Raw genomic sequence first — 20,345 nt, forward strand, 5'->3', positions numbered from 1 at the left:
ATTGGGAGATACTATTTCATCGTATCAAATCAGAAGCAAAGAAACAATAGCAGCAAAATCGAAAGCACCACCTACACGAGGGTATGCTGTTCATAAAAAAAGAATCCCCTGTTTTAAACAGAGGACCCCTTGGACGCGTCATAATACACTTTAAAAAACTGCAACAGGGACTGCTGCGCTTTTGCCAAGCTTTCCCCGTTTTGGGAGGCCGAATAAGCACTCAACTGTTTCATAGCTTCTTCCAGTTGGTTTCTTAAATCAACCGCAACTTTTTGTTGGATATTTTTCTCTTCAAAACTTTTAATTGTTTTTTCCGTATCTTGCAACGCCTGCTCATTTATTTGACCGCCGGAGCGTGCATCGGCAGTCTCTTTTGCAAGGGTCCCAAAAAGTTTTGGTGCTTCTTTCATCCATTCAGCCTCTGTCTTTGTGTCAACTTTTAACTGGTTTTCAGGAATGTTGATCTCCTTTGCATAAACATCTATTCCCTGAGATTTATAATCCTCCGCTAATGTTTTCGCAGATGACAGATCTTCTGTAATTCCGATGAATAAAAACTGTTGTTCATCTACGTTCAATGAAATAGTCGGCAATCCCTGGCCAGTAAATTGCTCCGAGTAACTTTCTGCAGCTTCTTCAGTAGAAAAAACACCGCCCTGGATAACTGCTGCTGATAATCCCGGCATAGTTGCTGTCAACGCAGTCCCCTGCTCTTTACCGTTATCTGGTGCGACAGCCGGCGCCGCGTCTGTCAATGTTGTGCTGTTTTCGGGATTTATGACAAGCTTCAATATGAACAAACCGAATCCAAGGCCAATCGCCACTGCCAATATACTCGATATTAAAAGTCCAGTTTTGTTGGGTGAAAACTTTTTTTGAATATACTTAGGTAAGTTGATTTTCGGTCTCTTTTCCTGGCTTTTGGTTTCCGATATACTTTGTACAGTTTGAAACTCCGGAACGTCCGGAATATTCTTTTCTGGTAATACCCACTCAAACTCATCATTTTCAAGCCTCTCCTCGGCGGCTGCGGTTTCCTTTTTGGCTTTACTCCAATCCTTGATGACGACTTCCTCTTTTAAAGGCTGCTCTTTGCCATTGATTTTAACTTTCATTTCTTTTTTAACCTGTCGTTTTTTGCGCCCCATCTCATCAATCCTCCCGCTCTTTAGGTTAGTTCATATGCTAGCATGCAAAAATAAAAAAAGGACAAGACTTTTGTCGTCTCGCCCTTAAAGGATTTCGCCAATTTCTCCTTTGATTATTTGTAATGTGAAAATATATTTAGAATTTCACCACAATATGTGATTTTAAATTGGAAGACTATCACGAAATGGCATCTTGAAGTTTCTTGTAAAACTTTAATATTCCAACAGCCTTTGCATGCTGGCTATGAAATGGGATGGGTTTTAATTGGTTGACAATAAGAGGATTGTCTTCTACTTCCTCATTCGTTATGTTATCTGCAATCATTTTTCCAAACAACGAGGACATGGCCGCCCCGTGTCCACAATAACCAAAAGCATAGTGTGCTCCATCCTCAAGCTGGCCGATATATGGGATCATATCCTTTGTGAATCCAACCTTGCCGCCCCATCTGTATTCAATACGGGTATCTTTCAGTTGAGGAAATACGTTAAGCATTCCAGCATGCAGATGATCAAAAAGATTTCTTTGATCTCTCTTGCTGGATGCACGTCCTGAACCTCCAAAAGCAAGCCTGTTATCGGCGGTCCTGCGGAAATAATACAACAACCTCTTTGTGTCATGAATAGCTCTATCCTTTTTGATTATATCCTCCACGAGCTCTTCTGGCAGCGGCTCTGTGGCAATCATGATACTTTCAATCGGAATCACCGATCTTTTGATTGTTTGATTGATATCCCCTGCATAACCGTTGGTCACGATGACAAGCTGGTCGGCAATGACCCGTCCATTTGGAGTTGTGACAATGACCTTATTTCTCGCGTCCCTCTCCACCTTTAAAGCCTCGGACTGTTCATATATTTTTGCACCCAATCCTTCCGCGGCTTCCGCAAGACCTATAGCGTAATTGAGCGGATGAAAGTGAGCGCTTCCTGCATCAATCCTGCCGCCATGGTAAAAGTCCGTATTCATTTCAGAATGCAAGTCTTTTTTTTCCACAACCTTGATATCATGATAGTTCATGACTCTTGCCATATATTCCTGGTCACGCTTTAAAGCATCCATATGTGCAGGTTTGTAAGCGGCAAAAAAATCTCCGTTTCTTTTAAAAGCACAATCAATGGAATGCTCCTTTATAATATTCTGAATTAGATCAATTGAATCCAAAGAAAGCTGCCACATTTTCTTAGCCGCTTCCAGGCCCTTCTTTTTTTCCCAGGCCTCCATGGATCCTATATACCCTGTCAGTACTTCACCACCGTTCCTCCCACTGGCCCCGCTCCCCACTCTCCATTTTTCCAGAATGATAGTATTTACATTCTTTTTCTGCAGATGGTAGGCTGAGGACAACCCGGAATAGCCGCCGCCGATGATCACGACATCACACTGTTCTTCCCCTTGAAGCTGTTCCCGTTCTTTCCTTTTATTAGCCGTTGCTTCCCACATGGATAATGATTCCATTCTCTCACTCCTCTTACCACCTATATACTGCGGATAATGAATGCGCTTTCTATATAGCGTATTCTCTCTGAAAAAGGACTCTTCTCCTTTAGAAAAAAATTACTACTTAAATTTATTGCAATTTTAATGCCAACTTTCTAAAAGTTCAAACGAATGGATATTTCGTATTTTGTCAGTTGCGCGTTATGAATTTCCTCATATTCTATTCTTTTGTGCATAGAAAAAGCGAGTTTTCTGGCTAAAACATGCCAAAAACCCAATGAAAAATTCGCTTTTCATTGAGAAATGTACTCATAGAAAACCAAAATACCAGAGTAAAATTTCTTCATGATAGAAATAAGCAAATAAGGTTCCTGTAGCAATAAATGGACCGAAAGGAATAGCTTCCCCCTTTTTGACAGAACCCACCATCATTCCAATGCCGCCTGCAATGGCTCCTATTAGAGTTGCCAAGAAAAAAGACAGCAGGACAACCTTTGTTCCAATGGCGAATCCTAAGACTGCAAAAAGTTTTATATCCCCGCCACCCATTGCTCCTTTACTAACGATCGCAATAAACAGAAGCAGGCCAAAGCCAGTTGCGGCACCTGCAAGGGAAGACCACCATGGATGAAGCGGCTCTATTATTCTTTCAAGCAAAAAAATCACGGAAAAAGCCAACAGCACTTTATCCGGTATGAGCATATAAGTGATGTCTGACACTGTGATAATCATAAAAAGCGAGATGAGCGTCCAAGCAATGATTAATTCATTTGTCCATCCAAGATGGATGAAAGCATACGTAAATAAACAGGCTGTTAAGAGCTCCATTGCCGGATAAACAGGTGATATCTGTACTTTGCAATAACGACACTTCCCACCTAGAACAAGGAAAGAAATCACCGGTATCATTTCAATTGCTGATAAACGTTTTTCACAGTGAGGGCAGGCGGATTCCGGAAAAATGACCGATTGTTTCAGAGGGATTCTCAGCCCCGCAACGTTAAAGAAGGAGCCGAAAAGAAGACCGTAGATAAAAATGATGAATGCCATAATTTAGCAAACCCTTTCAATTAACCTTCAATAACTGATGTATAGCATGACCCTTCAGAACCGCTTATGACTAAAAGTCACGAGATTTTTGGGAAGAGAGCTTGCTAGATACGTCATGGCGTACACGACACCAGCGGTTTCTCTTATTTGCCAACGACGACCGCCGTGGCCCCAACGGTTCTTGTTGATCTAACTCTGAGCTAGAGCATAGAATTGGGAATTGAACTTTAGAGGAACATATTTTGAGGTTCTTTTCCTTTTCCGTATCCAGTAGAGCATAATATGGATATGTTCTTATAATCCGGATAGCTATTATTTAAATGTACCCGTGAAATCTGCACAAAGGTCTTATTCCAGCTTTTTTCATTAATACATGGATATCATGCATCTTCGTTTTTGACCGCAAGCATACACAAACTCCACTAACTTTTAAGATAGTTCATTCCTCCCTTAAATATATCTATTATTAGTTTAATTCGACATTTATTGATAAACTCCTTTTAAGCCAAAAAAGTTTATCAATCATCAAGAATCATCTGCTTACTTTAATTTCCTACTTAGTTTAAATTAATATTAGGAATACATAGTATTTTTTAAAAGAAAGGGTAAAAAATGCTGTCTAATAACAAACTTTCAAAGAGAAAAATTTTATTAATCGTTTGTACTTTTTTTCTGCTCCTGACCAGCTTTCGTTTACTGTGGATGTTTTACCATCAAAAGCCAGAGCAACCGGTTGTAAAACGTGGAGTTTTAGACTTACGAACATGGCAGCCGAGCGAGAATGAAACCATTTCACTAGACGGGGATTGGGTATTTTATCCTAACACTCTCCTTAACCCTGATATCCCAAACAAACATCATCAGTACATAACCGTCCCTGATAGCTGGGAAAATTCACTCCCGCAAAAAACACCCTATGGCTTTGGGACTTATCAATTACGTATCGACCTTCCTAAGAAGGAAAAGCAGCTGTACAGTCTCTACTTCAAAGAAATTGCTGCATCTTCGGAAGTCTATGTGAATGGGGAATCTATTTATAAAGCTGGGCAACCAGGAGAGTCTAAAAGTGCTTATACCGGTCATTTACAGCCATTTACTCCAACATTCCAAGTTGACAGTCAGGAATTGAATATTGTAGTCCACGCAGCGAACTTCGATCTTTCACATACTGGTGGCATTACAAAAACGATCAAATTCGGAAAAGAATCTGCTATTCATAAAGAGGTAAATTCCAACATTATACTGCAGACAATTGTGTCCTGCTTGCTATTACTGCACGTTGTTTATGCATTCTTTCTGCTAATCATTAATAGATTTAAGCAAAAAGAAATTATTTACTTTGCTTGTTTATTGTTTTTTGGAGCTGTTTCCATTCTAGTGGATGATGATAAAGTCTTATTCAACCTATTTAGCGTCAATGTAGAATGGTCTGTAAAATTACAAGCAATTAGCTTCATTTTTGTCATATTTTTCATGCTTCGTTTCAATCAATATTATTTCTCTTCCAGACACCGTATATATAATGTCTTATATACATTGTATGGGATGTTGTTGATTACTTGTATATGTATACCATTGACTTATTTTCCATACTTTTTTTCATTTCAAGTATCTTTAAATATAGTATCCTATCTGGTCATGGTCATACATACTTATATTATGATCCGAAAAGGGCTGGAGAGCGCCCTATTCATTTTATTGGCATTAATCAGTAATTTTTCCAATCTTGCATGGGGCATTTTGGTTAACCTTAAAATAGTGGATATACCTTACTATCCTTTTGATTTCTTAATAGCCATTACTCTATTTATCCTCCTTTTAATAAGTAATGCTTTGAAGTTAAAAAAAGAAAATACACAGCAAGCTCTTATATTGGAAAAGATGGATGAAACTAAAAATGAGTTTCTTGCCAATACATCCCATGAATTACGAAACCCGCTCCATGGCATTATCAATATTACTCAATCCATTTTGGATGACGAAGATGAAAAATTATCATCTAAAAATGAAAGTAATTTGAAACTTCTAATGGATGTGGCGCGGCGAATGTCATTTACCTTAAATGATCTGCTTGATGTTGTTCAACTAAGAGAAGATAAATTCCTCTTAAACAAGAAAAACATTCACCTTCCCGCCATCATTTCTGGTGTTTTAGATATGCTTCGTTTCATGACAGAAGGGAAAAATATTGAGTTCCATCTTCAGATCCAAGATGATTTTCCGCCTGTGCGTGCAGATGAAAATCGGCTGATTCAAATATTTTTCAATCTCATCCATAATGCCATTAAATATACTGAATCTGGATCTATTACAATTAACGCCGAACATGATCAGATCACAGCTAAAATTTCTATCGAAGATACAGGAATCGGTATGGATGTGGAAACAATGAGAACTATATTTGAACCGTATAAGCAAAAAGATTCCGGAATGTCATCGATGAGAGGTGGAATCGGTCTAGGGCTGCATATAACAAAACAATTGGTAGAGTTGCATGGTGGGGAGATTCAAGTACATTCTACTTTAGGACAAGGGGCCACCTTCTATTTTACCCTCCCGTTAGCGGATGAAACGGGAGAAGATAAGTATGAAAAGGATGAGGTGGAGCGCTTTAATTCTTCTATTAAAATAAACCATCAAGTAGAAAAACTTTTACCTGCAATTAGTCATCGTGAAGTATACAAGAATAAGCCAAGAATCCTTCTTGTCGATGATGATCCTGTGAATCTGCAAGTGATCCAAGGAGTACTTGGAGAAACATACCATACTTCGGTTGCTTTGAGTGGTGAAGAAGCATTAGATATGATAAAAAGCAGTCAATGGGATCTGATCATTTCTGATGTTATGATGCCGTATATGTCAGGATATGAATTAACCCAGATCATCCGGGAACAATTTTCAATTTCAGAGCTACCTGTTTTGCTATTGACTGCAAGATATCAGTTGGAGGATATATATAATGGATTCCGTTCGGGCGCCAATGACTATGTTGTGAAACCTGTCGATTCCTTGGAATTGAAATCGAGGGTAAGGTCGCTCATCAACTTAAAGCTGTCAATTCATGAGCAGCTTCGAATGGAGGCCGCATGGCTGCAAGCACAAATCAGGCCACACTTTTTATTTAACACCCTTAATACAATTGTCTCTTTAAGTGAATTGGATTCGGAAAGAATGGTCGATTTATTGGACGAGTTTGGCAACTACCTACAAAGAAGTTTTGACGTATCAAATTCGGATGCGTTAATTCCTCTAGATGCTGAATTAGATTTGGTACGCTCTTATTTATATATTGAACAAGAACGATTTGGAGATCGGTTAACCATTCATTGGGATATAGATGAAATAAACACAACCATTCCGCCTTTGTCCATCCAGACATTGGTGGAAAATGCAGTGCAGCATGGAGTGTTAAAGAAAATAGAAGGAGGCACAGTCATTATTCGGATTAAAAAGGTTAAAAATGCTGTTGACATAACGATTTCCGATAACGGGGTTGGTATGGAACAGCAACAGGCAATTAAGTTATTAAATACCGCTTTAAATTCTAATAAAGGAATTGGAATTCCCAATACGAATAAACGTTTAAAAAAGATCTATGGAAAAGGGCTTATCATTAATAGTCAGCCAGGCAGCGGAACTACAGTCCGTATTACTATACCTGAAACAACTGCTATAGAAAGCACAACAGTAAAAGAAGAGCTGATTTGACCTCAGCTGTCCAAATACTTTAAGTTTTGCCGCCTTTGACTATCATCATAGGCGGCATTATCATCCATTTATTCCTTTTCACGGCAAAAAATTACATAGTCTTTCTTGGATTCTGCAATTTTTTCTCCCTGCCCGTTTCGCGCCAATATAGAGGACACGATCAGCTAACTTGATCAAAGATACCGCTCCCCGTTTGTGATCAGAGGCTGTCGCACTCCAATCATGATAACAAATTGCCAACTTCTCGTTATCCCTTATGGGAAAATTCGAATGGTATCTACCCATTCAATAAATTTATAATGAATGGTTTAGCCTCGGATATAAAATAGAGAGACCCTGTTACAGCCAAAACGTCTTCAGGGGCCAGTTCATTTAATAATTTCCTCATGAGCGAACGCCAGTCACCTTCAGCCGAAGCATCATCCATTTTTCCGATTTCCTTCAATTTCGCAGCGGGAGCTGCCCTTGGAAAGTCAAACTCTGTCAAATAAATCTCCGCATTGATATTTTTAAACAATGGAAGCATGTGGGACAGATCTTTGTCTTCAAGTGCCGCAAAAATCAACTTGATCTTTTTTTCTCTATACCTTTCTTGCAGTGTGGAAAGGAGGGCTTCCAGTCCTTCAGTATTATGGGCCCCGTCTAAGATGACTGTAGGATTTTCCTGTAAGATTTCCATCCTTCCCGGCCAGTACGCATTTCTCAATCCCGTTCTGATTTCTTTTTCATGCAGTTGAAGAAGCCCTTTTTCTTTCATATACAGGAGACTCGCAACTGCCAGCGCTGCATTTTCTGTCTGGTGGCGTCCTAAAAGGGAAACCTTCAGGTTTTCATACCGTGTTTCTTTTGTTGAAAGGGTAAACATTTCCCCACCAGGGGCTGATTTATAATTTTCAACGGAAAAGTCCATTCCAAGTTGGAAAGTTTCCGCTTGCTTCTTTTCAGCTTCTTCCAGAATGACAGAAAGGGCCTCGTCCTGCTTTGCTCCTGTAAATAACGGCACTTTCCTCTTGATAATCCCTGCTTTTTCGTATGCAATTTTTCCAATTGTGTCACCGAGAATATGGATATGATCCATTCCTATGTTGGTGATGATTGTCATGAGCGGCTGGATTGTATTCGTTGAATCAAAACGTCCCCCTAATCCCACTTCCAATATCGTGAAATCAACCGTACGGATGTTTGCAAAGTAATACATCGCCATGACTGTAATGATTTCAAATTCTGTTGGCGGCCCCAATTCCCCCTTTTCCAATTCTTCCGCCAAGGGTTTAACAACTCGGACCAGTTCAATCAAGTCATTATCGGCAATTGGATTTCCGTTGATGCTGATTCGCTCATTGAACGTCTCAATGTATGGAGAGGTAAAAGTTCCAACTTCATAACCCGCTTCATTCAAAATGGAGCGAAGAAAAGTGACAGTTGACCCCTTTCCGTTTGTACCGGCCACATGGATGGCCTTCAATTCCTTCTCAGGGTTACCCATCTTCTCCAGCAGCCATTCCATCCTCGCCAAGCCCAAGTTGATCCCATGTTTCAACTGTGAATGAATCCAGGAAATTGACTCAGAATATGTATTCATTATGTATCCCTCCACTTCGTTAAACAAGGGAAGCAAATCCGTCCGGACTCACTTCCCCTTTTGAAATACGGTATTTTGGTACACCTGGCTTTTTAGTTGGAAGACTTCAGTTCTTTGATACGTTCTTCAACTGTTGCGCGCTTGGATAAATAATCTTTCTCTTTCGCACGCTCTTCATCAACTACCGCCTTCGGCGCTTTATTGACAAACCTTTCATTACTTAATTTCTTTTGAACTCTTTCCACTTCACTGTTCCACTTCGCCCATTCTTTTTCCAGTCTTGCGATCTCTTCTTCAATGTTTAAAAGACCGGCTAATGGAAGGAACAGCTCAACCCCTGTGACTACCGCAGTCATCGCTTTCTCCGGCGCCTTCATATCGACTTCCATAACAAGCTGCTCAGGATTGCAGAATCTTTCTAGATAGCTTTTGTTCTTTTGTAAAATTTCAAGGACCTTTTCATCCTGTGCTTTCAGCATAAGTGTGATTTTTTTACTCATCGGTGTGTTCACTTCCGCCCGGATGTTGCGGACAGACCGAATGATATCCATCAATATTTTCATTTCATTTGCCGCATCCCGGTCAGATAATTCGTCTTTCGCCTTTGGCCACGAAGCAACCGTGATGGATTCACCTTCATGAGGCAGGTTCTGCCAAATTTCTTCAGTGATGAAAGGCATGAATGGATGCAAGAGTCTCATTGTCTGATCAAGCACATAGGCCAAAACGGAACGGGTCATTTTCTTTGCGGCTTCATCTTCACCATAAAGAGGGAGTTTCGCCATTTCAATATACCAATCGCAAAGATCGTCCCAAATAAAGTGATACAGCACCCTTCCCACTTCACCGAACTCGTATTTATCGGAAAGCTTCGTCACGGTTTCAATCGTATCATTCATTCTTGTCAGGATCCATTTGTCTGCTACTGATTTTTCAGCAGATAAATCAATCTCATCAAATTCAAAGCCATCCATGTTCATTAATGCAAAGCGGGATGCATTCCAAATTTTATTGGCGAAATTCCAAACGGATTCAACTTTTTCAATGCTGAATCTGAGATCATGCCCCGGTGAACTTCCTGTAGCAAGGAAATATCTTAGTGAGTCCGCCCCATACTTGTCAATGACATCCATCGGGTCGACTCCGTTTCCTAAGGACTTGCTCATTTTACGGCCTTCTGCATCCCGGACGAGACCGTGGATCAATACATCATCAAATGGACGCTTTTCTGTAAATTTCAGACCTTGGAAAATCATTCTGGATACCCAGAAGAAAATGATGTCATACCCCGTCACCAGGCAATCGGTCGGATAATAGCGTTTATAATCTTCTGATTCCGCATCAGGCCAGCCCATTGTTGAAAAAGGCCATAGCGCCGAGCTGAACCAAGTGTCAAGTACGTCTGGATCCTGTGTCCAGTTTTCCTCGTCTTCAGGCGCTTCCTGCCCTACATATATTTCTCCGGTTTCTTTATGATACCAAGCCGGAATCCGATGGCCCCACCAAAGCTGTCGTGAAATACACCAATCACGGATATTTTCCATCCAGTGCAAGTATGTCTTTTCAAAACGGTCGGGAACAAATTGAACTTTTTCTTCTGATTGCTGGAGCTTGATCGCTTCATCGGCCAAAGGCTGCATTTTTACAAACCATTGGGTGGACAAATATGGTTCGACAACTGCACCGCTCCTCTCAGAATGGCCGACGGAGTGCATATGCTCTTCAATTTTGAATAGGATACCTTCTTCCTGCAAGTCTTTTACAATTTGCTTTCTGCAGTCAAAGCGGTCCATTCCATTATATTTGCCTGCCTTTTCGTTCATTGTGCCATCTTCATTCATCACCAGTACGCGCTCAAGATTATGCCTGTTTCCAATTTCGAAATCGTTCGGGTCATGGGCCGGTGTAATTTTTACAGCACCCGAACCAAACTCCATATCCACATAATCATCCGCAACAATCGGGATTTCCCTGCCAACAATCGGCAAAATGACCGTTTTACCAATTAAGTGCTTATATCGCTCATCTTCAGGATGAACAGCAACAGCAGTATCTCCCAGCATTGTCTCAGGACGCGTTGTTGCAATTTCAATCGACCCACTTCCATCTGCCAATGGATAGCGCATATGATAGAAGGCACCCTGTACATCCTTGTAAATGACCTCGATATCGGAAAGGGCGGTTTTAGTTGACGGATCCCAGTTGATAATATATTCCCCACGGTAAATGAGACCCTCGTTGTATAGACGGACAAATACTTCACGGACGGCTTTCGACAGACCCTCATCCAGCGTGAAGCGTTCGCGTGTATAATCCAGCCCTAATCCGAGCTTTGCCCACTGCTGCCGGATAAAATCCGCATATTCTTCCTTCCATTTCCATGTTTCTTCCAAAAACTTTTCCCGTCCTAAGTCATAACGGTTTTTTCCTTCCTTGCGAAGCTGTTCTTCGACCTTCGCTTGCGTAGCAATCCCCGCATGGTCCATACCAGGCAGCCATAGAACATCATAGCCCTGCATTCTTTTCATACGAGTTAAAATGTCTTGCAGCGTTGTATCCCATGCATGGCCTAAATGCAGCCGTCCGGTTACATTCGGAGGCGGGATGACAATGGTATACGGCTCTTTTTCCGGATTATTTTCCGCCTCGAAAAATTTCCCTTTAATCCACCACTTATATCTGTTTTTTTCAATACTTAACGGATCATATTTCGTTGGCATATCAATATGGTTATTTTCCATGGTTATCCTCCTTAGGCATTCATATATTTGAATTCAAAATAAAAAGCCCCCTTCGTTAAAAGGACGAAGGGAGCATATTCGCGGTACCACCTTTTTTCACAGACTTCAATTATATAGAAGCCCGGCACTCATAAGTCTAACGGATTTTCTCCGGCATTCGCTACTGAATCGTTCACGAATGCTGCTTAAGGGTGACCTTTCCATTGTTCCCGCTTAGGAAATCTCCCAGCAATGATTCCCCTCTCTGAAAGCAGATGGCAATGTACTTTTCCCTCTCAACGCATGTGTCGATCATTCATATATTTATTATAGTATGAAAAGATTCGTTTGAAGTCAAATATCAAGGCAAAAAAATTGATGAATGCACAAAACCGGACATTGTCACATATTTTATCAAAGAAGATTTTTTGGGGAGGTACGGAGAGTGAAAAGAAAACTGAACCAGTATACATTCCGGTCATGGATCAGGACGTTCAAAGATGTATGTAAACAGCTGATTATTCCGTTCACGATTTTTCAGGCTATTCGCACCATCCTTTTTCCCTCCACATTCGATGTATTGCTTTTGACAGTATTTATAATAGTGGCCCTTTCTTACCATTATGAGTTAATATAAATACCCCTGCCACTGTTTAACCGGGAGGGGGATCGCTTGCTTCATTATTCCGCTGTTCCATTTCCTCAAGATTCATCACTAAATATTCCGTGTTTTTCATATACCAATACTGTTTCTGTAATTGACGGACAAACTTATATTCGTTTTTGTCTCCCCCTGCTGAAAAGTATTTTTCAACTACTTTGAAAATCCGCTCCGGATGCGCAAGGTAACTCAGAAACAAGAGCATCTCATCTTTTCTAAACGGAAAATACCTGAAATATATGGATAACCATTCAAGCCCGTCATCAAAGCGCCTAGGATACGTGTCTAATGTTCTGGACAAAAATGGCAAAAGATCATGAATGGGTGAAGCTGTCCTTGCCATTTCAAGATTCGCAAAATAGCCTGCCCCATTTTCATTATATAAAAAGTGTTCGGGTGAAATTTTTCCATGAACAATTACGCTTCTGGCTTTAGTCTGTTCTTTTGAAACTTCATACCACTCATTAAACTTTCGAATTGAATAGTTTTGGGCCAATGTGATCTCATGATAAAATGTGCAAAAAAGCAGTTGAAAAGGGGACATATACCAAACCTGCTCCGCTCGTTCGACATACTGCTCCAGGGCTTCCTTTTCTTTTTCCCATCGTGCAACCGTCAGATCATAATGTTCTTTCCTATCATGTTCAGCAACCTCTACTTCCTTTGCAGATATGGTATGGAGGCGGGCAAGTTCACGAAAAAGTTCCTGGCTTTTTTTCGTATGCCCTTCTCTTTCCCTATCATCGAGCCAAGGCATTAGATAATATAAACTGTCTTTGACCAATACTCCGTAACGCCCATCCATCGTCGGGTATATCGGCACAATACGGTGGTATCCCCGCTGATAAAGCAGCTGGATATACTGTAAAAAATCGATTCCATGGTTAGCTTTGATCTTTTTTAAAGCAAACGTCCCCTTGTCAGTGTATAGCTTATGGACACGTCCATACCTTTCTGAGAATTTCAAATGTAAGCCATATAGTTCAACAATTGAATGGATATCCGTTCCATGATAATTAGTCATTTGATCACCCGCTTAGAACTTAATGTGAACATATTCCTGCGGCTCTGAATATGGCTTTCATCGTTTTACACTAAAAATTAAATAAAGAAAAGGAGGATTACGGCCACCCTATCCTCCCGTTAAAAAACAGATCCTATTGGCCATTTATTTTCTATATGCCGTCTTGCCGGGTATATATAGGACTTGGCCCTCATAGACTTCCTGACTTGGGTCCAGTTGATTCGCCCTTAGTATTTGCTGGACGCTTACTCCATATTTATCCGCCAGCCGTTCCAATGAGTCACCGTGCTGAACAAGACGGACTTTCAGCTTTGCAGGTTCATCTTCATCCTTTCTGGCAAAAAAGTCAGCAAAAGACATCGAATGGTACTTATCCTTCTTTTTCTTGGGCTTTTCATCAGGGCTTTCTTTCACTTCAACGCTCTCATGGCTGCTTGACTCTTGTGCCGGCAGTTCCTCGGCAGCGCTTGAAGATGAGGAAAGTTCAGCGCCTGAAGTAGAGGAGGATTCCATACTGTGCTTTTGAAAAAAACCCTTTAGCCTGTTGGCGACTTCATCCATGTCCATTTCCGGGAGCATTGGAAATGGGAACGGAATTTGATTCTGATGGTCATGTTGAGGAGGTCTTTGCTGAGAGTCATTTGACGACCGGGCTTCGGCTGTAAAGGGAGTATAAAGGTCTTCTTCCGCTTCCTCGTCTTCCTCTTTATATTCGTTACTTTCGATTATTTCTGGCTCTTCTTCCTCTGTATATTCCTCCAATTCCACTTCAACCGTACTTTCTTCATTCATCAATTCTTCTTCATTAATACTCATTTCTTCATCGCGTTCATCCAGCGAGTATTTTGGGGAGGTGTCCACACTTTCAACCTGTTCACCTTTATCCTCCTGCTTTTCCTCCTGTAAACCATACACGTGTACTTCAGCTTCAATATTCAGGCGCGAGTTTTCCGGCATGACATAGTCGAACGATTCAACTTCAACAAAAACTTCGTTAGAGTGATGTACCCTATCTTTAGGAATGGTGATATCTACAGGAAACTGGTGAAAGAACTCACAGTCACCCTCTTCCCTATCCTCGACTTGCTGCACATACCTTCCTTCTAAAGCAGATTCTTCTTCCACATTTTCTTGTGAATCTACGCGTTTGTATTCCCCCGTCAGATTCAGGCTTCCCCTCAGCATAACAAATCCATCTTCTTCAACTATCGATATATTCGGATCTAATGATATTGAAATCAGCTCATCGACTTCCTGTCCTTTTTTAAACAAGACAGATTCTTCCAATGAAAACTTGATAGATGAATGTCCGTTCTCAGACAAGACAGCTCCTCCTTTCACTCCGAACAAAATATATGGGTCAATTACATCCTATGACTGTAATTAAGTATTTATGAAATAAAAAAGGGAGCCGTTATAGAACGGTTCCCTGCAAAAGTATTTACTTATTTGTAATAACAGCGAAAGCTTTTTCAGCTGCTTCGATTGTCGCTTCAATATCTTCATCGGAATGCTCTGTTGATAGGAACATTCCTTCAAATTGGGATGGTGGTAAAAAGATGCCATTGTTCGCCATTTCTTTGTAATACGCAGCAAACAGGGACAAATCACTTGTTTTTGCCTGATCATAATTATGGACATCTTCATTTGTGAAAAAGAATCCAACCATTGATCCGGCACGATTGATCATGTGAGGAATATCGTATTTAGCCGCTGCGGACTTCAATCCTTCTTCCAATTTTTCGGCTTTACGATTGAACTCATCGTAAGATGCTGGAGTCAATTGAATCAAAGTCTCGTACCCTGCTGCCATGGCAAGCGGGTTTCCGGAAAGTGTTCCAGCTTGATAGATTGGTCCACTCGGAGCGATTTGTTCCATAATTTCAGCCCTGCCGCCGTAGGCTCCTACAGGAAGTCCACCGCCAATCACTTTTCCAAGACAAGTGATATCTGGGGTAATGTTAAAGTCACCCTGTGCACAATGGTAACCTACACGGAAACCAGTCATTACTTCATCAAAAATGAGCAAAGCTCCATATTCCGTTGTCAGCTCACGTAGCCCTTCAAGGAATCCTGGCTGCGGAGGCACGACACCCATATTCCCTGCAACCGGTTCAACGATGACACCGGCAATATCATCTCCGAACTGTTCAAAAGCATAGCGAACACTCTCAAGGTTATTATATGGGACTGTAATCGTATTTTTCGCCACACCTTCAGGAACACCCGGGCTGTCCGGTAAACCCAAAGTAGCGACCCCGGACCCCGCCTTGATAAGAAGAGAATCCCCATGACCGTGATAACAGCCTTCAAACTTCATGATTTTATTACGGCCTGTATAACCTCTTGCCAGACGGAGGGCACTCATCGTAGCTTCCGTACCTGATGATACCATTCGGATAATCTCAATGGAAGGAACGCGCTCAGTTACAAGTTTGGCCAAGTCGTTTTCAACGAGCGCCGGTGCCCCGAAGCTCGTCCCGCTTTCTGCAACTTTTTTGATTGCCTCCACTACACGATCATTAGTATGGCCTAAAATAAGCGGTCCCCACGAGAGGACATAGTCAATATATTCGTTCCCGTCAATGTCATAGATGCGTGAACCTTTTCCTCTTTCCATGAAAATCGGATCCATGTCAACGGACTTGAACGCACGAACAGGGCTGTTTACGCCGCCAGGCATAAGCTTTACAGCCTCTTGGAACGCTTCTTTTGATTTTTTGAAAGATCGCATGAACATAACCTCCGCTTTATTTAGAAAAAAATATGATTTTTAAGACTACATTTGACCGCCCTGCTCCGACGGATAGGATGTCCTAGCGCAAGCGAAGCGACAGGACGTCGTGTACCGAGCCTGCCGAAGCCACAAAAGGTGGCGAGTTGAGGCGGGCATTCGTCACAGTGTTGTCTGGCTGCGACGCACAGGGATGTGCTAGTGCAGGCGAAGCGGCAGGATGTCGCTGCTTGAGCCTGCCGAGTGCCATCGGCTCGAGGTCATAAGCCATTTCCCTGTGGTGGCTGAAGTACGCCTCCTCGGGAATCGAATTATGCTTGTCGGGGCAAACCAAGGCGTTTCCGCATTTCGGCTCAGTCTGTACGTCGCTATCGGAGCGCTTTCGCTTTTCTTTCTGTCCAGCTCCAGCGCTCAGTGACTAGCAGACTTCCTCTTCCTTCCTACGATAAGTCAACATCGGCTTCTTCGTCGCCGTGTTTCCTTTATCTCGTCACGAATCGTCCAGTCTGTACGTCGCTATCGAGCGCTTGCGCTTTTCTTTCTGTCCAGCTCCAGCGCTCAGAGACTAGCAGACTTCCTCTTCCTTCCTACGATAAGTCAACATCGGCTTCTTCGTCGCCGTGTTTCCTTTATCTCGTCACGAATCGTCCAGTCTGTACGTCGCTATCGAGCGCTTGCGCTTTTCTTAATCCATCCATTTTGCCGCATCTTTGGCAAAGTATGTGATGATCATGTCGGCTCCCGCACGTTTAATGCTTGTCAGCATTTCCATGACAATCGCCTTTTCATCTATCCAGCCGTTCAAAGCTGCTGCTTTAATGAGTGAATACTCTCCGCTCACATTATAAGCAACAAGCGGGGCATTGAAATCATTCTTCACATCACGAATGATATCCAAATAGGAAAGTGCCGGTTTTACGATCAGCATATCCGCTCCTTCTTCCATATCGGACTGCGCTTCCCGGAGAGCTTCCAATCGGTTGGCAGGATCCATTTGATACGTTTTTCGGTCTCCAAATTGCGGGGTACTGTTTGCCGCATCTCGGAAAGGTCCGTAAAAAGCGGAAGAATATTTGACAGCATAAGACATGATCGGTATTTCTTGGAATCCCGCTTCATCCAAACCTTTTCTGATCGCAGCGACAAATCCGTCCATCATATTGGATGGAGCGATAATATCTGCACCCGCCCTAGCTTGGCTGACCGCCGTTTTTACTAGGAGTTCCAGGCTTTGATCATTTTGAACATACCCTTCTTCAACCACACCGCAATGACCATGGTCAGTGTATTCACACAGGCATGTATCGGCAATGACCAGCATCTCAGGCGCAAGTTCCTTTATGACTCTTGTGGCTTTCTGGACTATTCCGTCATCTATGTAGGCGCCTGTGCCGCAATCATCCTTTTCATCCGGCACCCCAAAAAGAATGACTGCCTTGATGCCAAGTCGTGCGATTTCCTCAATTTCATCTTTTAAAAGGTCCAATGAAATTTGAAAAGTACCAGGCATGGATGATATTTCATTGCGTGTATTTTCGCCTTCCACAATAAAAAGGGGGTAGATCAAATCTTCCGGATGTAAATGAGTCTCTCTTACCATTTCCCGTAAAGCAGCGGATTTACGCAGTCTGCGATGGCGTTTAAATAGAATTTGGTCCAATGCTACTCTTCCTTTCTTTTCTGGCCAAAATACTGGCACAGTTCATGGAACATAGAATCTATTGTATACTTTTCGGGGCACACCTTGACCAAATGGCCCTCATCCTCTATTGCACTTTTTGTTACTTTGCCGATGCTTGCAAATGTAATAGACTGAACGTGTTCTTCCAAATGGTATTGCTTCACTACTTTGTTAAAATGATGAAAAGTGGATGGACTTGTAAAACAAGCAACATCAAGCCTGTCTTCCTTTATGATGTTGACCAGCCTGCCAATATCCTTTGTCGGATAAAAAGTTTCGTAGACAATCCATTCATCAGCTACAATACGATGGCTGCGAAAACTGTCGGCTATCGTGGTTCTTGCTAGATTCCCTTTTGGGATCAATGCCCGCTTTGCCGTAAATCCTTTCTCAAAAAATTCCCTTGAGAAATCCTCTGCTGTATAAATATTAGGCATAAAATGCGATTCTACCCGATAACGGCTTAATTCCGCCCTTGTTTTCTCGCCCACAGCTGCAAACTGGATCTGATCTTTCATCATTTCAAATTGTTCCCGACGGGAATCAATTTGCTGAAAGAAATACTTGACACCATTTTTACTTGTAAAAATAATCCAATCGTATTTACTAAGTGATTGTATAAAATGGTTAGCGTTTAAATCTTCATGCGGGCGGAAATCAATGAGCGGGACCATATACGGGATCCCACCAGAGGAAGCAACATGATTACAGAATTTTTCACCCTGTTCTCCACCCCTAGTGATCAACACATGCCTGCCTCGTAAGGGAAGGCGATCCGTTGTCATTGATCCAGCTCCTCTTTTACGTTTTCAATTAATGTTTTCGCACCTTGTGCAATGAGGCTTGCTGCAGCTTTTTCACCGATTTTCTTCGGATCAGTCCCTTTGATCATATCCGAATAAACGGTTTTCCCATCAGGAGATGCAACAAGAGCCGTTAGTTGAATATCATGATTAGGTAAAATTTCAGCATATCCCGCAATCGGAACCTGACAGCTGCCATCCATCTTATGAAGGAATACACGTTCAGCTTCAACAGCTCTTGCTGTTTTCTCACAAGTGAGCTTCGCCAATTCATCCAGCAGCTCTTTATCATCCGCCCGGCATTCGATAGCGAGCGCACCTTGGCCGATGGCTGGCAAACAGAAGTCCGGATCCAAGTACTCCGTAACAGTATCTTCGTTCCACCCCATGCGGATCAGCCCGGCTGCTGCAAGGATGATGGCATCATAATCTTCATTTTCAAGCTTCGAAAGACGTGTATCAATATTGCCCCTTATCCATTTTATCTCCAAATCCGGTCTTTGAGACAAGATTTGGGCTCCTCTACGCAAGCTGCTGGTTCCGACGATGGACCCTGCAGGAAGCTCTTTCAGCTTGAGTCCGCTTTTTGAAATAAAAGCATCACGATGATCTTCACGTGGAGGTACACATCCAATCACCAGGCCTTCTGGAAGCTCTGCCGGCATGTCTTTCATACTGTGGACGGCCATATCGATCTCACCATCGAACATCGCCTGTTCGATTTCCTTGATAAACAACCCTTTTCCACCGATTTTGGATAAAGTAACATCCAAAATCCGGTCACCCTTTGTCACAATTTCCTTCACCTCGAACTCAAAGGGAGCACCAAGCTTTTCAAGCTGTTCCCGAACCCAGTTTGTCTGTGTGATTGCCAGATTGCTTCTCCTCGAACCAATTACAATTTTTCTCATATAAAATCCTCCTGTGAATACTGCACTTAAATGCCCAGTTGGTCCACCATTATGAAAACCAAAAATGAAACATGGATAATCTGCTGATAAGGAAAAAGTTGATCAATACAAATAAAAAAGCTCCTATATTCCATAATGCAAGTTTGCGTCCGAACAAGACCCGTTTAACAAAAGCATATAGTAGAAGCCCGTAAATCATTAATAAAAAAAAGGACCCGATAATTTTGGGATCATACCAATGAAAAACCGGAAGCCTGATCAATGCCCATCTGAGACCCAGAATAAGACTTAACAGAAGCATTGGGAATCCGAGCATATTGAAAACAAGTGATGCTTTTTCCAGTTTCGCCAAATCGGCCAAGCGCCATAACTTCTTCTTCCACCTTTTCTCCTTCAGAAATTTAAACTGAAGTAAATAAAGGGAAGAGAATACAAATGACACGGAAAACGCCCCGTATGATAGAATTGCCATTGTAATATGGATCAATAATAATTCGGACATCAACTGCTCAGCTGTTACAGAGGAACGTTGAATGGGTGCAAATGCATGAATGGCCATGAAGCAGAACCCTATCAGATTTGTAAAAAACACCGTAAAATCTACTTTATAAATATGGTGAAGGACCAATGAAATTGTAATAAGTACCCAAGTATAAAAGTAAAGTCCTTCAAAAAGAGTCAATACTGGGAATCTACCAGTATTGAGCATGTACATAAACAAAAAGATTGTTTGAAGTGCCCAAACAATCAAAAGCAACCGGAAAGCAAAAATATTTGCTTTCCGATTGTGATCAACGAAATCGATAAAATAAAGCAGAATGGATAAGGCGTATATGACGATTACCAATTCTGGAAGTCTTGCCAATACAAGATCGAACATAG

At 41.8% G+C, this 20,345-nt stretch carries 14 protein-coding genes and 1 other annotated feature; of the genes, 2 read left to right on the plus strand and 12 right to left on the minus strand.

Going from position 1 to position 20,345, the window contains the following annotated elements:
- Nucleotides 1-113 precede the first annotated feature (113 nt).
- The 3 genes from C509_RS0117725 to C509_RS0117735 form a co-directional block, all read right to left on the minus strand.
- On the minus strand, nt 114-1,148 hold the full coding sequence (locus tag C509_RS0117725) for a hypothetical protein (RefSeq protein WP_018708275.1): 1,035 nt from the start codon (nt 1,146-1,148) through the stop codon (nt 114-116).
- 178 nt (nt 1,149-1,326) lie between these two features.
- Nucleotides 1,327-2,607, minus strand: coding sequence for an NAD(P)/FAD-dependent oxidoreductase (locus C509_RS24215; protein ID WP_018708276.1), 1,281 nt, complete (start codon nt 2,605-2,607; stop codon nt 1,327-1,329).
- Between the two features lie 291 nt (nt 2,608-2,898).
- Nucleotides 2,899-3,639 (minus strand): prepilin peptidase, encoded by a 741-nt coding sequence (locus C509_RS0117735; protein ID WP_018708277.1) that lies wholly within the window; start codon nt 3,637-3,639, stop codon nt 2,899-2,901.
- Between the two features lie 702 nt (nt 3,640-4,341).
- Here C509_RS0117735 and C509_RS24220 point away from each other — a divergent pair.
- Complete coding sequence (locus tag C509_RS24220; RefSeq protein WP_169509252.1) at nt 4,342-7,347, plus strand: hybrid sensor histidine kinase/response regulator; 3,006 nt, start codon at nt 4,342-4,344, stop codon at nt 7,345-7,347.
- 277 nt (nt 7,348-7,624) lie between these two features.
- Here the strand turns inward: C509_RS24220 and C509_RS0117745 are convergent, their stop codons facing one another.
- Nucleotides 7,625-8,929: a bifunctional folylpolyglutamate synthase/dihydrofolate synthase gene (locus C509_RS0117745; protein WP_018708279.1), complete on the minus strand. Its 1,305-nt coding sequence runs from the start codon at nt 8,927-8,929 to the stop codon at nt 7,625-7,627.
- Nucleotides 8,930-9,021: 92 nt separating this feature from the next.
- Nucleotides 9,022-11,670, minus strand: a complete 2,649-nt coding sequence (locus C509_RS0117750) for a valine--tRNA ligase (RefSeq protein WP_018708280.1) — start codon at nt 11,668-11,670, stop codon at nt 9,022-9,024.
- A gap of 56 nt (nt 11,671-11,726) precedes the next feature.
- Nucleotides 11,727-11,958: a binding site (T-box leader), on the minus strand.
- A gap of 136 nt (nt 11,959-12,094) precedes the next feature.
- Between C509_RS0117750 and C509_RS0117755 the strand changes: the two genes are divergently transcribed.
- Nucleotides 12,095-12,286, plus strand: a complete 192-nt coding sequence (locus tag C509_RS0117755; RefSeq protein WP_018708281.1) for a hypothetical protein — start codon at nt 12,095-12,097, stop codon at nt 12,284-12,286.
- A 16-nt stretch (nt 12,287-12,302) separates the two neighbouring features.
- Here the strand turns inward: C509_RS0117755 and ysxE are convergent, their stop codons facing one another.
- The 7 genes from ysxE to ccsA all read right to left on the minus strand — a co-directional run bounded on the left by ysxE (nt 12,303) and on the right by ccsA (nt 20,343).
- Nucleotides 12,303-13,334, minus strand: a complete 1,032-nt coding sequence (ysxE, locus tag C509_RS0117760; protein WP_018708282.1) for a spore coat protein YsxE — start codon at nt 13,332-13,334, stop codon at nt 12,303-12,305.
- A gap of 144 nt (nt 13,335-13,478) precedes the next feature.
- Nucleotides 13,479-14,657 carry a stage VI sporulation protein D gene (gene spoVID / locus C509_RS0117765; protein WP_018708283.1) on the minus strand — a complete coding sequence of 393 codons (1,179 nt, stop codon included), beginning with the start codon at nt 14,655-14,657 and terminating at the stop codon, nt 13,479-13,481.
- Nucleotides 14,658-14,775: 118 nt separating this feature from the next.
- Entirely contained in the window at nt 14,776-16,068 is a 1,293-nt protein-coding gene (gene hemL / locus C509_RS0117770; protein ID WP_018708284.1) for a glutamate-1-semialdehyde 2,1-aminomutase, read from the minus strand.
- A 685-nt stretch (nt 16,069-16,753) separates the two neighbouring features.
- Nucleotides 16,754-17,728 (minus strand): porphobilinogen synthase, encoded by a 975-nt coding sequence (hemB, locus tag C509_RS0117780; protein ID WP_018708286.1) that lies wholly within the window; start codon nt 17,726-17,728, stop codon nt 16,754-16,756.
- Nucleotides 17,729-17,730: 2 nt separating this feature from the next.
- Nucleotides 17,731-18,534, minus strand: coding sequence for a uroporphyrinogen-III synthase (locus C509_RS0117785; RefSeq protein WP_018708287.1), 804 nt, complete (start codon nt 18,532-18,534; stop codon nt 17,731-17,733).
- Nucleotides 18,531-19,463: a hydroxymethylbilane synthase gene (gene hemC, locus C509_RS0117790; RefSeq protein WP_018708288.1), complete on the minus strand. Its 933-nt coding sequence runs from the start codon at nt 19,461-19,463 to the stop codon at nt 18,531-18,533. The genes C509_RS0117785 and hemC overlap by 4 nt, the downstream gene beginning before the upstream one ends.
- Nucleotides 19,464-19,512: 49 nt before the next feature.
- Nucleotides 19,513-20,343: a cytochrome c biogenesis protein CcsA gene (ccsA, locus tag C509_RS0117795; protein WP_018708289.1), complete on the minus strand. Its 831-nt coding sequence runs from the start codon at nt 20,341-20,343 to the stop codon at nt 19,513-19,515.
- Nucleotides 20,344-20,345 lie beyond the last annotated feature (2 nt).

This window comes from Siminovitchia fordii DSM 16014 = CIP 108821 (genome assembly GCF_000374565.1).
GTDB lineage: Bacteria > Bacillota > Bacilli > Bacillales > Bacillaceae_C > Siminovitchia > Siminovitchia fordii.

What these genes read in the sequence shown, in the direction of transcription:
- C509_RS0117735 (WP_018708277.1), bottom strand. Translation starts at nt 3,639, where the DNA reads ATGGCATTCATCATTTTTATCTACGGTCTTCTTTTCGGCTCCTTCTTT.
- C509_RS0117785 (WP_018708287.1), bottom strand. Translation starts at nt 18,534, where the DNA reads ATGACAACGGATCGCCTTCCCTTACGAGGCAGGCATGTGTTGATCACT.
- C509_RS0117750 (WP_018708280.1), bottom strand. Translation starts at nt 11,670, where the DNA reads ATGGAAAATAACCATATTGATATGCCAACGAAATATGATCCGTTAAGT.
- hemL (WP_018708284.1), bottom strand. Translation starts at nt 16,068, where the DNA reads ATGCGATCTTTCAAAAAATCAAAAGAAGCGTTCCAAGAGGCTGTAAAG.
- ccsA (WP_018708289.1), bottom strand. Translation starts at nt 20,343, where the DNA reads ATGTTCGATCTTGTATTGGCAAGACTTCCAGAATTGGTAATCGTCATA.
- C509_RS0117725 (WP_018708275.1), bottom strand. Translation starts at nt 1,148, where the DNA reads ATGGGGCGCAAAAAACGACAGGTTAAAAAAGAAATGAAAGTTAAAATC.
- C509_RS24215 (WP_018708276.1), bottom strand. Translation starts at nt 2,607, where the DNA reads ATGGAATCATTATCCATGTGGGAAGCAACGGCTAATAAAAGGAAAGAA.
- C509_RS24220 (WP_169509252.1), top strand. Translation starts at nt 4,342, where the DNA reads ATGTTTTACCATCAAAAGCCAGAGCAACCGGTTGTAAAACGTGGAGTT.
- ysxE (WP_018708282.1), bottom strand. Translation starts at nt 13,334, where the DNA reads ATGACTAATTATCATGGAACGGATATCCATTCAATTGTTGAACTATAT.
- hemC (WP_018708288.1), bottom strand. Translation starts at nt 19,463, where the DNA reads ATGAGAAAAATTGTAATTGGTTCGAGGAGAAGCAATCTGGCAATCACA.
- C509_RS0117745 (WP_018708279.1), bottom strand. Translation starts at nt 8,929, where the DNA reads ATGAATACATATTCTGAGTCAATTTCCTGGATTCATTCACAGTTGAAA.